Annotated in this window: 11 protein-coding genes; all 11 read right to left on the bottom strand. The window is 43.1% G+C overall.

Translation table 11 applies throughout. From position 1 onward, the window contains the following. Positions 1-14: 14 nt before the first annotated feature. The 11 genes from NQ560_RS02240 to NQ560_RS02190 all read right to left on the bottom strand — a co-directional run bounded on the left by NQ560_RS02240 (position 15) and on the right by NQ560_RS02190 (position 12,792). The gene (locus NQ560_RS02240; RefSeq protein WP_005331271.1) at positions 15-1,346 is read right to left on the bottom strand and encodes an IS4 family transposase; all 1,332 of its coding nucleotides are present in this window, start codon (positions 1,344-1,346) and stop codon (positions 15-17) included. Positions 1,347-1,515: 169 nt separating this feature from the next. Beyond that, positions 1,516-2,898, bottom strand: coding sequence for an NCS2 family permease (locus NQ560_RS02235; protein WP_005332204.1), 1,383 nt, complete (start codon positions 2,896-2,898; stop codon positions 1,516-1,518). 204 nt (positions 2,899-3,102) lie between these two features. Further along, the gene (locus NQ560_RS02230; RefSeq protein WP_005332206.1) at positions 3,103-4,524 is read right to left on the bottom strand and encodes a M18 family aminopeptidase; all 1,422 of its coding nucleotides are present in this window, start codon (positions 4,522-4,524) and stop codon (positions 3,103-3,105) included. A gap of 55 nt (positions 4,525-4,579) precedes the next feature. Next, positions 4,580-5,872: a flagellin lysine-N-methylase gene (gene fliB, locus NQ560_RS02225; RefSeq protein ID WP_005332208.1), complete on the bottom strand. Its 1,293-nt coding sequence runs from the start codon at positions 5,870-5,872 to the stop codon at positions 4,580-4,582. Next, positions 5,872-8,649, bottom strand: coding sequence for a translation factor GTPase family protein (locus NQ560_RS02220; protein WP_005332210.1), 2,778 nt, complete (start codon positions 8,647-8,649; stop codon positions 5,872-5,874). Before NQ560_RS02220 ends, fliB begins: the two co-directional genes overlap by 1 nt. 25 nt (positions 8,650-8,674) lie before the next feature. After that, positions 8,675-9,205: a phosphatase PAP2 family protein gene (locus NQ560_RS02215; protein WP_040015411.1), complete on the bottom strand. Its 531-nt coding sequence runs from the start codon at positions 9,203-9,205 to the stop codon at positions 8,675-8,677. A 105-nt stretch (positions 9,206-9,310) separates the two neighbouring features. Next, entirely contained in the window at positions 9,311-10,162 is an 852-nt protein-coding gene (locus NQ560_RS02210; protein ID WP_005332218.1) for an Rpn family recombination-promoting nuclease/putative transposase, read from the bottom strand. Between the two features lie 362 nt (positions 10,163-10,524). Beyond that, positions 10,525-10,839 carry a hypothetical protein gene (locus tag NQ560_RS02205; RefSeq protein WP_005332221.1) on the bottom strand — a complete coding sequence of 105 codons (315 nt, stop codon included), beginning with the start codon at positions 10,837-10,839 and terminating at the stop codon, positions 10,525-10,527. 5 nt (positions 10,840-10,844) lie between these two features. Continuing rightward, positions 10,845-11,495: a hypothetical protein gene (locus NQ560_RS02200; RefSeq protein ID WP_005332222.1), complete on the bottom strand. Its 651-nt coding sequence runs from the start codon at positions 11,493-11,495 to the stop codon at positions 10,845-10,847. A gap of 18 nt (positions 11,496-11,513) precedes the next feature. After that, on the bottom strand, positions 11,514-12,170 hold the full coding sequence (gene trpA, locus NQ560_RS02195; RefSeq protein WP_005332224.1) for a tryptophan synthase subunit alpha: 657 nt from the start codon (positions 12,168-12,170) through the stop codon (positions 11,514-11,516). Continuing rightward, positions 12,163-12,792, bottom strand: coding sequence for a chorismate-binding protein (locus NQ560_RS02190; protein ID WP_005332226.1), 630 nt, complete (start codon positions 12,790-12,792; stop codon positions 12,163-12,165). The genes trpA and NQ560_RS02190 overlap by 8 nt, the downstream gene beginning before the upstream one ends. Positions 12,793-13,017 lie beyond the last annotated feature (225 nt).

Raw genomic sequence — 13,017 nt, 5'->3', positions numbered from 1 at the left:
TCATTTTTACAATCTTATGCTATCCTACTATTGAATGCTATTGCTGACTTTTTAACCGTATCTCGTGGAAAAGTCCGGTTATCCCTTATGGGGACAAGATAGTTCAGCAACATTTTTTCAACCTCTGGTGCTGCTAAAGTCTGGGAGCACCAGAATTCTCTACAAATACACATTGCCATTTTTATATTCAATTTATATTCATATTTCCAGTATTCCTGCTGTTTTACCGCAATTCCACCAACTATAGTTTTACAAAAATTGAACATAATTAGCTTTCCATACAATTCTTGTATGATTAATTCTGAGTTCTTAGAATGAACAGATGCAGCGCCAAGCGCATATTTTAACTGGTCAAATGCAGTTTCAATTCCCCAGCGCATATGATATAACCGTTTTAAATCATCTGCCGAAAATTTCTCTTTAGAAAGATTTGTAAACAGTACTTCAGTTGTGGTTTCAGAGAGTTTTATTTTTACAATTCTAAGATTTAATCGATATTCCTCACAATCGTCTGTGAAAAAATCAAATGTTGCATCACTGCGAATTCGTTTATATTTTCGTGGGTTTGTTTTTACTTTTTTGCTATGTTTTTTACAGATATAAAGTTCTTTTTCGATATCGTATTCTTCTGTATCAGGAAGATTCAGACCAGAACAGATACCTGTACCTGATTCTCTTCCCCGAACCACGTATTTATCCCCTTTTTGTTCTATATGGGCGAAAGTATTATAACTTTCGTATCCCCGATCAGCCATAAAAATAGCAGGAAACGCAGAAGACCGGCGGTCTACCATTTGAGCCAGGGCTTTATGCTCATTACATTCACAGATTGGCTGAAAAACGACATCTTCAAAAATACCACTCTGAAGATGGTACATAGCATTTAAATGTATCACATTTCTTCCCTTTGAGATATTGGGTATCTTACGCCAGCATAGTGGTTCTTTTAGATTTTCCGGGACAGAAAACTGGGAACCATCTATTGCCAGAAGTTGGTAACCCTGGAAAAGCGCACCTTTTTTACAAGTCTCTGTAAACGAATGGAACAAGGCCGGCATTGCAGAATCTGAAAGTTTTTGCCGAGCCTGAATCATAGCGGAACTATGCGGAATACCCGAATAGTCTGTTGAAAAGAAGAGTGGTTTCTTTGAAAAGTGACGGAATAATTCCTGATCCATACATTGTCCTTGCAGAGGGAGAAGGAATCGAATCACCTCTTCAAATGGAAGTTTACGATTCCTAGAAAAGTCTTTTCCCGGACGCTTTACGTGTGATGAAAAATCTCTGCATAATATTTTTATAGCAGACTCCAGTTTTTGCTTTACAATAAAAGAAATATTTGCCATTTGAACCTCCTAAAAAAGAATATATTCAAATGGCTTCGCCACACTTTTGTGAAGTTTTGTCAAGCTTTTAGGCAAAAAAAGTAGTGCAAAAAGTAAAAAACTACTTTTCACACTACTAAAATCCTTAACTTAATGACATTGTTTTTGAAAAAACCCCGTCCCCAATTTTTTATAAAAATACATATTTCAATACAAACAATACTGCCAGTACGTACATGAGTATGCTGACTTTCTTTTCTTTTGCTTTTCCTGTGATCAGGTTGAGTGCCACGTATGTGATAACTCCCATTGAGATTCCTTCGGAGATGCTGTAGAAGAATGGCATTGCGATGATGCATACATAGCAAGGGATTGCTTCTGACATATCGTTGAAATCTATGTTTGTTACGTTCGTGAGCATGTAAAGTCCTACAATTACAAGTGCCGGTGCTGTGGCAAATGATGGTATTGCAAGGAAGATTGGTGACAGGAACAGTGACAGTCCGAAAAGGATTGCTGTTGTGACTGATGTAAGTCCGGTTCTTCCTCCTTCGGATACTCCTGATGCGCTTTCTACAAATGTTGTTGTTGTTGATGTTCCGATTACGGCTCCGACTGTTGTTGCGACTGCGTCTGCCATAAGTGCGCCTTTGATTCTTGGAAGTTTTCCGTTCTCGTCGAGCATGTCTGCTTTTGCGGATACTCCGATCAGTGTTCCAATCGTATCAAATAAGTCTACGAACAGGAATGCAAACAAGATGACTATAAAGTTCAGAGAGAAGATTCCGCTGAAGTCCAGTTTGCAGAAGATTGGTGACAGACTTGGAATGGATAATCCGTTGCTGAAATTTGGCAACAGGCTATAGAATCCAAGATCTGCATTTGGTACATAAAGTCCTGTAAACTGGCAGATGATTCCGAGCAGCCATGTGATCAGGATTCCCCAGAGGATATTTCCTTTGATGTTCTTTACTACTAAAATTCCTGTAACGATAATTCCGATGATTGCAAGGAGTACTGTGATTCCTACATCGTTAAATGACGCGGATACTCCGTTTACTTCGTTATATTTATCTACGGAGAATAACTGAAGCAGTGTAGATCCTCCGATTACAATTTTTGCATTCTGAAGTCCGATGAATGCGATGAACAGTCCGATTCCTACGCTGACGGCTGCTTTTAAATTCTGTGGGATTGCATTGAAAATAGCTTCTCGTACATTTGTTGCAGACAAAAGAATAAAGATGATTCCTTCTGCAAATACGGCTGTCAGTGCATATTCCCAGCTATATCCCATTCCTAATACGACTGTGTATGCAAAATATGCATTCAGTCCCATACCAGGTGCCAGTGCAAATGGATAGTTTGCAAAGATTGCCATGAGCAGTGTTCCGATAAATGCTGCCAGAGCAGTGGCAGTAAATACAGCTCCTGAATCCATACCCGTTGCTGAGAGTATGCTTGGATTGACCGCAAGAATATATGCCATTGTCATAAATGTTGTGATTCCGGCAAGTATTTCTGTTTTCGCATCGGTCTTGTTTTCACTAAGTTTAAATACTTTTTCTAACATGATGTTCCCCTTTCGTTCCTGTAGTGTATAAAAACAACATTTTCATGATAGCATACCACATTTTAAAAAGCTATATTCTAAAAGCGGTTCTTCCATCTCAATCAGATAAAAAACCGCTCCTTTGTCCATTTATTAGTTTACATAATAACTATTATAAAATTTTACTTCTTTCAACACGAAATCACATTTTTCTTGCTAACTTTGTTAAAGAAAATTGAGTTCATATCCATCTTCGGTCTGCCGCACGGAAGCTTCAAAAAATGTCTTCATAGCCTGGATCATGTAATCTGTGTCTTTCACGCTTCCTGTCTCATATGGGGAATGCATGGCGAGCTGAGCCAGTCCGATGTCTACTGTGTTGACTGGTACCTGTGTCGTGGAAATGTTCCCGAGTGTGGAACCTCCCAGTATATCGGAACGGTTCACGTAAATCTGATACGGTACATTTGCCCGGTTGCAAATTTCCTCAAACACCGCTGCTGATATTGCATCGGTAGTATATTTCTGATTGGCGCTGTACTTGATGACCACTCCATTTCCCGGATATGGCCGATTCGTCGGGCATGCCTTGTCGGTATGGTTCGGGTGTACGCCATGAGCATTATCTGCTGAAAGCATAAAGCTGTTGGCGATACTCTGCCTGTATCCGGCCTCGTCCCGTCCCATGGCATGATTAATCCGAATCAGTGTATCTGCAAGAAATGTAGATGCAGCTCCTTGTTTTGTCCCACTTCCAACTTCTTCGTTATCGAATACGCAGTGAACTGGGATACTTTTTCCATTGATTACATTTTTTTCATTGATTACATTTTTTCCATCGACTTCGCTTTGTTCATTTGCCTGTACATTTTCCGATGGCAAAGATTCTTCAGACTGCAAGAAAGCTTCTAATGAAGAAAATGCGCACTGAAGATCATCCAGCTTCGGACTGGAAATGAATTCTTCGCAAGCTCCCCAGATGCTTCCTTTCATGCGATTGTAAAGGAACAGGTCACTTGCAAGAATCGCGTCCTCTTTTACATTTGCCGCCTCTGCAATCTGCTTCATAAATTTTCCTTTTGCTTCGCCGCAACCGTAAAGTGGCAGCATATCTTTCTGTATGTTATAATCGTAACCTTTATTTGCCTCCCGGTTCATATGAATAGCCAGATTCGGAATCATGACCAAATCCCGGTCTACGTTGACCAGCTTCGTGACAAGTCTGTTATTTTCTTTTACGATCAGACGCCCTGCCACAGACAGTGGTCTGTCAAACCACGGTGCACAGAGCATACCGCCATATTTTTCAACATTCAATTTTACATAATGTTCTTCCACGTTCATTTCCGGATTTGTTTTAATCTTAAAGCTCGGAGAATCACTATGGGACGCCACAATCTGGAACCCACAGTAATTCTGAGAATCCTGCGCCGGAATTCGAAATGCAATGAGTGATGAACCACTGCGGATCACATAATATTTCCCACCTGATTTCAGCTTCCACGCTCCGCTCTCTAAAAGCTGCTCATAGCCAGCCGCTTCCAAATGCTTTCTCATTGTATCAACGGCATGATACTGACTCGGGCTCTCTTCAATAAATGTAAACAGCTTTTGCACTGTGTCTTTATATTCTCTGTCTTCTTCCACGATATTAAATCCCTCTTTTCCTGTTTCTTCCGGTTCTTTCTATTCTATTTTCATTTTACTTTTTTACACGGATCCACGGATTTTTCTCCATGAAATGTTCCAGACGCTCTGGGTTCTGGTCGGAATGTTCGACCTCTCTGGAGTAGCGGTAGGTCAGCTCCACAACTTCTTCCATGGAAAGTGTCTTTTCATTTTCCAGCCATCTGGCGCGCAAGATTTCTTCTATTATATAGACACTGTACACGCACACCTGCATTTTCGCTTGAATACGTCCATCATAAACTGCCCCACAGAAATAGGTAAACACAAAATACACCAGCATTTGTTCCAGCATAATGTCCCAATCCGGCATATGCTCCTGCTTCCACAATTCAAATTCCTGGAGATTTACAAAGTATCTGAGCTGGTCAATGTCTTCCTCTGACTGTTCCTCTCCATCCTTTTGTGCTGTATTGCCTTTTTGTATTGCATTGCCTTTTTGTATTGCATTGCCTTTTTGTTCTGCATCGCTCTTCACCGAATCCTCATACACACTTGCCAGACCGCCGTAAAGTAATTTGTCTGCGTCCATCAGCACATACAGCCAGTTTTCTTTCAGAAGCTCCAGCCGATACAGATACTGAAATGTTTTCTGTGCGAATTCGAATCGTCCGGTCTCGTCTTTTTCAAATGCTTCCAGACGTTCTTTTGTATACTTTCTGGCTGTCTCGGACTCGTATTTCTTCGGAATATCCTCACAGGAAAACATTTCCCTGCGGTCTACATGTGCCTGCATATCATGGCTGATCGCCAGTGCCAGCGCCATGCGGTGATGAATGGAGAGACTTCTATCCTGAAGCATTTTTAAAATGCTTTCTCTTGCGTCCACCAACTGTGAATAAAAGAACAGGTCGAAGTCGCCATAATCTTCTTCTCCCGGCTTCTCATAACTTAAGAAATGCACCGGATTTTTCTTGCCTAATATGATTCTTGCTGCCTCCGGGCAGGAAAGGGAGAGCGTGATTTCCCTGACTCCCTCGAACTCTTCTATGTGGCGCGGATACATTTTACAAGTCCGGCACAGGCTGTCCGGTCCCGCCATCTGATAAAGCCGACAGAGATTATTCTGGTTTAAAAATGCACAGCGCTTTTCCGTATCCTGACGGAATACGCCCTCGCGCCAGTTGACACAGCGGCGCAGCTCGCGGGCAAGATTCTTTTCAATATTATTAAGCCCTGTTGCTGCCTTTGCGTACCGCCGCTTCGACTTCTCATCAATTACAATCTGCCACCCCGCGCAGCAAGTGTCCTCGCAGTCCCCGGCAATGCAGGAAAATTCTTTATAATAATCTGGTATGGTACATAACATCAAATATCCTTCTTTCCAAGACGGACATCTTCCATCTCTTTTACAAATGCTTCATCCATATGGTCGAAAAGGTAATTTTTTGTGCCGCCTGTGCGCTCCTTAATTTCTTCCTGAATTTGTCTGCGGGTGATTTCTACCTCTTCATAAAATTCTCTGGAAGAAATAAGTGCGCTTCCCTGTCCCTGGGTCACGACCTGCTCCACGCCATCGGAAGTTACGACTGTCACATGGCGTTTTCGTCCGATATGGTGCACGACCTTTTCTATGTACTGATCTGCTGTCTCAGCCTGCTTCGTATAAACAACGTGAATGTTGTGGTATTTCTGAATCTCCAGCGTATCGCCATCCACCTTATATGCATCAAACACAAGGATCACGGTACATTTCTTAAATCCCTGATAGTTGCTTAAGATATCCATTAATTTATTTCTGGCACTCTCAATGTTCACCTTTGCCAGTTCTTTCAGTTCGTCCCACGCAAAAATGACGTTGTACCCATCTACTAAAAGATATTCTGCAACCTTCTCCTGTGGTTTTTCTTCTTTATATTGGGACTGGGCAATGATCGTACGCGGTCCGTTGCCTGGTTTCTTACGTTCAATCTTTCCGTAAGTCCGCATGAAAATCTCTTCCAATTCCCGGTCTTCCGCGCCAAAATCACGACTTCTGCCTGATTTTGAAGGACTTCCACCGGCAGCACCATTTCTTAATACACCTCTGCCATTGCCATCAGCTTCTTCGTGCATTTCCTCCGCATCTTTGTCTTTTCTGAGATACTCCTCCAACTTAGAGGAAATGTGCATATGCTCCGGCACTTCCTGCCATGGTACATAATATCCGGCTCCGTGACTGCAAAATATAGAACCGGTCGGATTCTCGTTGTCCGCTTCCGGGTCATAGCCTGCATTTTCCAGAATCTCTTCTGTATTATGGCATGGTGCATAGCCCTGAAATACAAGTGTCAGCCGTCCCCGTCCTCTTGTGTAGCTCACCACTTCTTTCTGGTAATCACGCATACAGGCAACCGGCGCGCTTCCTGTAAGCACACTCTGATCCCCGTCTGTCTTCGGTGGCGCAAACTCACCGTACATACGCTGAACATCCGTCAGTGCACGCCCGATCATTTCTGACGGCACTTCCAGACGGAATTCATAATATGGCTCTAACAGTACACTTTCCGCCTGCATCAGTCCCTGGCGCACCGCCCGGTAAGTAGACTGTCGAAAGTCACCGCCCTCCGTGTGTTTCAAATGTGCTCTTCCTGCTACCAGTGTGATCTTCATATCAGTAATTGCCGCTCCAAGAAGCACACCTCTATGCTCCCGCTCCAAAAGATGTGTGAGAATCAGCCGCTGCCAGTTCAGATCCAGATCATCTGTACTGCAGTCGGTTGCGAACTCAAGTCCGCTGCCCGGAAGTCCCGGCTCCAGAATCAGATGCACCTCCGCATAATGGCGGAGCGGCTCATAATGCCCTACACCTTCTACGACATTTTTTATTGTTTCCTTATATACAATATTTCCAGTGCCAAATGTCACATCTACTCCGAATCGTTCGCTTACCAGACTTTTCAGAATCTCTGTCTGCACCTCGCCCATGAGCTGAACATGGATTTCGCCCAGTTCTTCATTCCAAATAACCCGAAGCATGGGATCTTCTTCCTCAATCTGGCGCATATAGCCGAGCATGGTATGTGCATCCACCTGATCAGGGAAATAAACCTGATAATTCAGAACTGGTTCTAACATCGGTGTTACTGCCTGTTTACCGGCTTCAATTCCAAGTCCCTCCCCTGGAAATGTATGCTTTAATCCTGTCACAGCACAGATCATGCCTGCTTTCGCCTGTTGTACTGTCTCGAATTTTTCTCCGGAATAAATTCGGATCTGGTCTGCCTTCTCTTCCCACGGCTCAGAGACTTGTCCACCTTTCAGCAAAGATTTAACTTTTAATTCACCGGAAGTAATCTTCATGTGAGTCAGCCGGTTTCCCTGAGGGTCACGGGAAATCTTATAGACACGCGCACCAAACTGCTGAGCATCTCCGCTGTTCTGTAATCTATTATCTGCCTGATCATAATTGGCCGAAACATTATCTCCCACATATTTTCCAACCCCGTCCAGTAATTCCTGTACACCTTGTAATTTCAGTGCAGCACCAAAATAACAAGGGAAAATCTGACGATCTGCAATCATCTGGCTTATGGTATCTATAGAAACTTCTCCCGCTTCCAGATACTCTTCCAGTGCACGTTCGTCCCCCATGGCAATATCTTCCGGATCTTCCATGTCCACACAGGAAGCATCCAGTTTTTTCTTCAGCTCTTTTAGAATCAGCGTCTTGTCCGTCCCCGGCTGATCCATTTTATTGACAAATATGAATGTCGGAATCCGGTAGCGCGCAAGCAGATTCCAGAGCGTGCGGGTGTGTCCCTGCACGCCATCAGCTCCGCTGACTACCAAAACCGCATAATCCAGCACCTGGAGCGTCCGCTCCATTTCCGCAGAAAAATCCACATGCCCTGGTGTATCCAGAAGTGTCACCTGGCTGTCACCAAGCTGAAACACTGCCTGCTTGGAAAAAATCGTAATCCCCCTCTGTCGTTCCAGTGCGTAGTTGTCAAGGAACGCATCCCCATGATCTACACGCCCCGGCTTACGGATCTGTCCTGTCAGATAAAGGATTCCTTCTGAAAGCGTTGTCTTTCCAGAATCCACATGTGCCAGAAGCCCCACGCTGATATATCGTTTTGGTTTAGTTTCAGATGTCGTTCCCACCTAAAATCCCTCATTTCTACTAAAATCATTCTTTTTTCATCATAGCATACAATAAGACTTTCGTCGATATTCGGTATCCAATCCATGCACTTAAACTTCCAAAGATAACTCCACCGAGAATGTCTGTCGGATAATGTACATACAGGTACATTCTGGAAAATGCGATTAGAATTGCCAGCGCAAGGGCTGGTTTCCACAGTTTTTTCTCTCCTGCCAGATAAAGGGCTGTCACACTGGCAAACGACGCTGCTGTGTGTCCGGACGGGAAAGAAAAATCTTTCGGTTTTGCAACTAATACCTGTACTGCTGTGTTAACATCGTATGGCCGCACTCTCGCAATCAGATTTTTTAAAATTACATTGCATAAAATCACATCTACAATCAGTGCTGCTGCCATGATCACACCGCTTTTTCTTGTCTTTGGAATCAGGAGCATAACTATCGTAAGAATTATCCATATAATTCCCATATCTCCCAGATGTGTGATCAGCTGCATGATCTTGTCCAAAATTGGCGTATGTAAGCTCTGCAGCCAATTCAATATTTGTATCTCCATAATATCTTCTCCTTCCTGAGACAGCAAAGGGCGGTCTCAAGGAAGGATTTCTTATGTTTTCCTTAAGTCTGCCTCTGATAATATTACTTTTAAATTATATTATCATTACAATCCCAGCTCTTTTAACAGCTTTGCCTGATACTCAGAATCTGAAACTGCCTTTGCCAGATCCTTATTTCTCCCCTGTTCCAATAAGTATACAATCAGCTTATTAATTCGCGCCTCTCCAACACGTTCGCCTTCTTCTCGTCCTTCTGCGTATGCTTCCTGCCTTTCCATTTCTTTTTCTTCCCACTTCTGCATAAACTTTATCTCCATTTCTTTGCTCGACTTTAGCCTGTTGACCCGTTCATGCATCTGATGGATCCGTTCACTTTCACATTCTTCTACTACCGCATCTGTAGATTTCTCCATATATTCCAGAAGTTCAATCAACTCCCGGCTGACTAACTCCGGATGTTTTCCATGGCTATTCAGAAAGATTCTCGTTGCATCGTCCCCCAGTTCCATTTCCGGAACTTCCTCACATTGCATTTTGAATGTATAGCGATATAACTCATATCCAAATAAGTCAAATGGCATAATCATTATAATTACCACAGGATTTAGTAAATTAAAATCAATGCACCCCGGCGGTAACAAACGGCTGTCTATCATTCCCTGATATAACCGGCTTCGTTTTGGAAGATTTTTTGTGTTTGTCTTTTGTGGTTCTGTATCATACACCACATCATCTTCATCGACAGTGTAGACATCTAGTCTTATCTGACGTTTTTCAAAGGAACTTCTGCACTCCTTCTCCGTCTGGGGTGGCTGCTTCAGATGCGTATCCTGTCCCAGAATAATATCCAGGAGTGTCTTCATATTCTTATTCTCCTCGTCTTCCATCGCTTCATCAAACAGGAACTTATCCAACAGGTTCAGGTCTTTCAATTTTCTCTTCTCTTTTGTTGCCATAGCTTCTCCTTTCTTTTTGCAGATAAATGTCTGTTCAAAAGAAAATGCTATGATTTCTACCTATAGATTAACATATACTTTCAGTATATTCCAGTATATGAAGATAATTTCACATCATTTTTAACTTCATTTATCTGTCCGCTTATCATCACTTTTGGAATTACTGCCGATTCTTCTGGCTCCGAAAATGAATGAAATTAATATAGATACTTTGCAGATGATTAGAACCATCGTCTGCGTGTAGATATCATATCACAAAAAAAGGGCAGTCTCAAGGAAGGATTTCTTATGTTTTCCTTAAGTCTGCCTCTGATAATTTTGTTTCATATTTTAATATAAACAGCCAGCTGTTTTCTCATAAACTAGCTGCTCTTAATAAGTCCCATTTCTATAAATATCGGATACAGGTAGCTTGCGCCGAAGCATTTCAGTTTTTTAGGTCCTGCCACCTCTCCACTTAATTCTATGATTTTTTCAAGTGCCAGATCCACGGAAGCTTTCGTTATGGATTTCGTCTTTCTTGACACAAACATTTCATTTCCACGGATTTGATATGTATACTCCAGTCCCTTCACGGTACGAAAGGTCTGACTCTGTAGCAGGACTAATTCGTTCCATAGATAATCCTGCGCTTTTTCTCGTTCTGTCTCCTGAAAGATCCGCTCTCTAAGCTCCATAACATTTACCGGACCATAATTGTCAACACAAGGTTCGTTACCCATAGAATTATAGAAAGTACAATTGCAACTATACAGAAGTTGCGCCCGGCTTTTGCCCGTCCTTTTAATGCGGACTGCATGCCTATGCGTGCTCTGCTGTAGCCAAGTATTGCAAGGATAATAGAAATCAATGGTGATAAAAAGCTGATACCAAATGCCAGAATTCCGAACACAAGTGCCATCGTTGCTGCACTGGAATTATCCACGGTCTTCACCTGAACCGGCTGTGGTTTTGACTGTCCATTTGCACCATTCATGCCCTGCTGTCCTGTCATCTCATTCATACCGGCCTCAGGAATTGCCTGTTCCAATACATGAAAGAGCTGTTCCAGTCCTTCTCTGTACGGCTTTTTCTGCAAAGCTCCTACGAATCCATCCAGGCCCATTTCTTTTCCAAATGTGCTTTTCATCCATGCTTCCAGATGAAGTGTTCCATTTTCATAGGACCATTTCAGATACTTATATCCTTCAATCAGCGCATCTCCTGTCCGGTAAGCTGGCTCGCCTTTCCACTCTGATACAACGAACTGATTTTTCTGTAAATAGTCGTTCATAATAAATGTTACAAAATCTTCTGGTTTGTTCAGCACCAGGTCTTTCACATATCTTGCCATTTTCTACGCATGTCCTTTCTACCGGATTGCGTCCTTCATCTCTTTCACAAATGTGGAAATGTGTGGGACACAATCTGCTCCATATTTTTCACAGAGCTTCACAATTGCTGAACCTACAATAACTCCATCTGACTGGGATGCCATTTTCTCCGCCTGCTTGGGTTCCGAGATTCCGAATCCTTCTGCTTCTTTTGCGATCATGGCAATTCTCTCGTGGGAAGTCGTTGCGATCAAGGAGATGAGATCCAATCCATGCTCTTTAAATGGTATGGCAAATTCTTCTTTCTCTTCAAATGGTACGTCCGGCAAAATAAGTCCGTCCATCCCGATTTCTGCTGCCACCTTCGCAAAGCGCTCTGTACCATAAGAGTATACCACATTTGCATAGGTCATGAAAACCATTGGTATAGAAGTTTTCTGACGAATACGCCTTACCAGGTCAAATATTTTGTCGGTTGTCACGCCGCCTGAGAGCGCCCGTACATTTGCCGCCTGAATGACCGGGCCTTCTGCTGTCGGATCTGAAAATGGAATTCCAAGTTCAATGAGGTCTGCGCCTGCCTCTTCCATAGCGTACACAATTCGTTCTGTCACCGCCAGCGACGGATTACCACAAGTGATGAATGGAATAAATGCTTTCCCTTTTCCAAATGCTTTTTTTATGTTTTTATTCATGGATATTCTCCCCTCTGTAACGTGCGATTGCTGCACAGTCCTTGTCTCCGCGTCCGGATAATGTAATGACTACAATCTCATCTTTGTCCATCTGTGGTACGATTTTCTTTGCATATGCTACTGCGTGAGCGCTCTCGATGTCGTCACTGGAAAAATAGAGCATGTACGGAGAAGGATTGTGCGTCCGAAGCACCCGGTATGTATCAAAAAGACTTTCCTCGGCCTTCGCCCGCATCGGATTTGACAGAACTACCTGGAAAATGTCTCCCTCCCGAATATAATGCTTCGCTTTCTCTACCATTTTCTCGTATTTTTCTTCAGAGAATTGAGGCTTGATTTCGGTTTTTAACTGGATCGGTGGAAATTCCATTTTCTCACCTGTTTTCAGAATCTTCTCTATCTCATTCAACTTCGCCTCCGCTTTTTCATAAGATTGCTCCAAATCCGCCGAGCGAACTCCGGTAAATGTTGGAATCCCCGGAAGTTCCGGTGTCCGGTTCTCATCAATAATCTCACGAAGCACCTGACCCGGGTGATCAACTGTCCGAAGTTCTTCCTCTGACCAGCCTCCCAGACTGGTCTTTCTGATCCGCATCTTCCCGTCGGTACAAGTGATCTCCATGGATGGATCGTATCCAAGAAATTAATATCGTCCCCACTGCTCGGTCTGGCCCGCACTCTCAAGTAAATAGCCGTGCCTGCTTTCTTTTCTTAAAATGCGCATGACCTCAGCCAGCGTATATCTGTCGGAATACATTTCCCGGCAGACCGGAAAACGCCCTTGACAGAAATGCGGATACACTCAGATGTCAATCTAACTTTATACTCTTCTGACAAACACTTCCTA

Origin of the sequence: Dorea formicigenerans, from assembly GCF_025150245.1 — a bacterium.
Classification (GTDB): Bacteria; Bacillota; Clostridia; order Lachnospirales; family Lachnospiraceae; genus Dorea; species Dorea formicigenerans.
This window is presented reverse-complemented; position numbering and strand designations above follow the sequence as displayed.

Coding starts and splice junctions, on each gene's coding strand:
- NQ560_RS02240 (WP_005331271.1), bottom strand. CDS start 1,346: ATGGCAAATATTTCTTTTATTGTAAAGCAAAAACTGGAGTCTGCTATA.
- NQ560_RS02235 (WP_005332204.1), bottom strand. CDS start 2,898: ATGTTAGAAAAAGTATTTAAACTTAGTGAAAACAAGACCGATGCGAAA.
- fliB (WP_005332208.1), bottom strand. CDS start 5,872: ATGTTATGTACCATACCAGATTATTATAAAGAATTTTCCTGCATTGCC.
- NQ560_RS02215 (WP_040015411.1), bottom strand. CDS start 9,205: ATGGAGATACAAATATTGAATTGGCTGCAGAGCTTACATACGCCAATT.
- NQ560_RS02210 (WP_005332218.1), bottom strand. CDS start 10,162: ATGGCAACAAAAGAGAAGAGAAAATTGAAAGACCTGAACCTGTTGGAT.
- NQ560_RS02205 (WP_005332221.1), bottom strand. CDS start 10,839: ATGGAGCTTAGAGAGCGGATCTTTCAGGAGACAGAACGAGAAAAAGCG.
- NQ560_RS02200 (WP_005332222.1), bottom strand. CDS start 11,495: ATGGCAAGATATGTGAAAGACCTGGTGCTGAACAAACCAGAAGATTTT.
- trpA (WP_005332224.1), bottom strand. CDS start 12,170: ATGAATAAAAACATAAAAAAAGCATTTGGAAAAGGGAAAGCATTTATT.
- NQ560_RS02190 (WP_005332226.1), bottom strand. CDS start 12,792: ATGGAGATCACTTGTACCGACGGGAAGATGCGGATCAGAAAGACCAGT.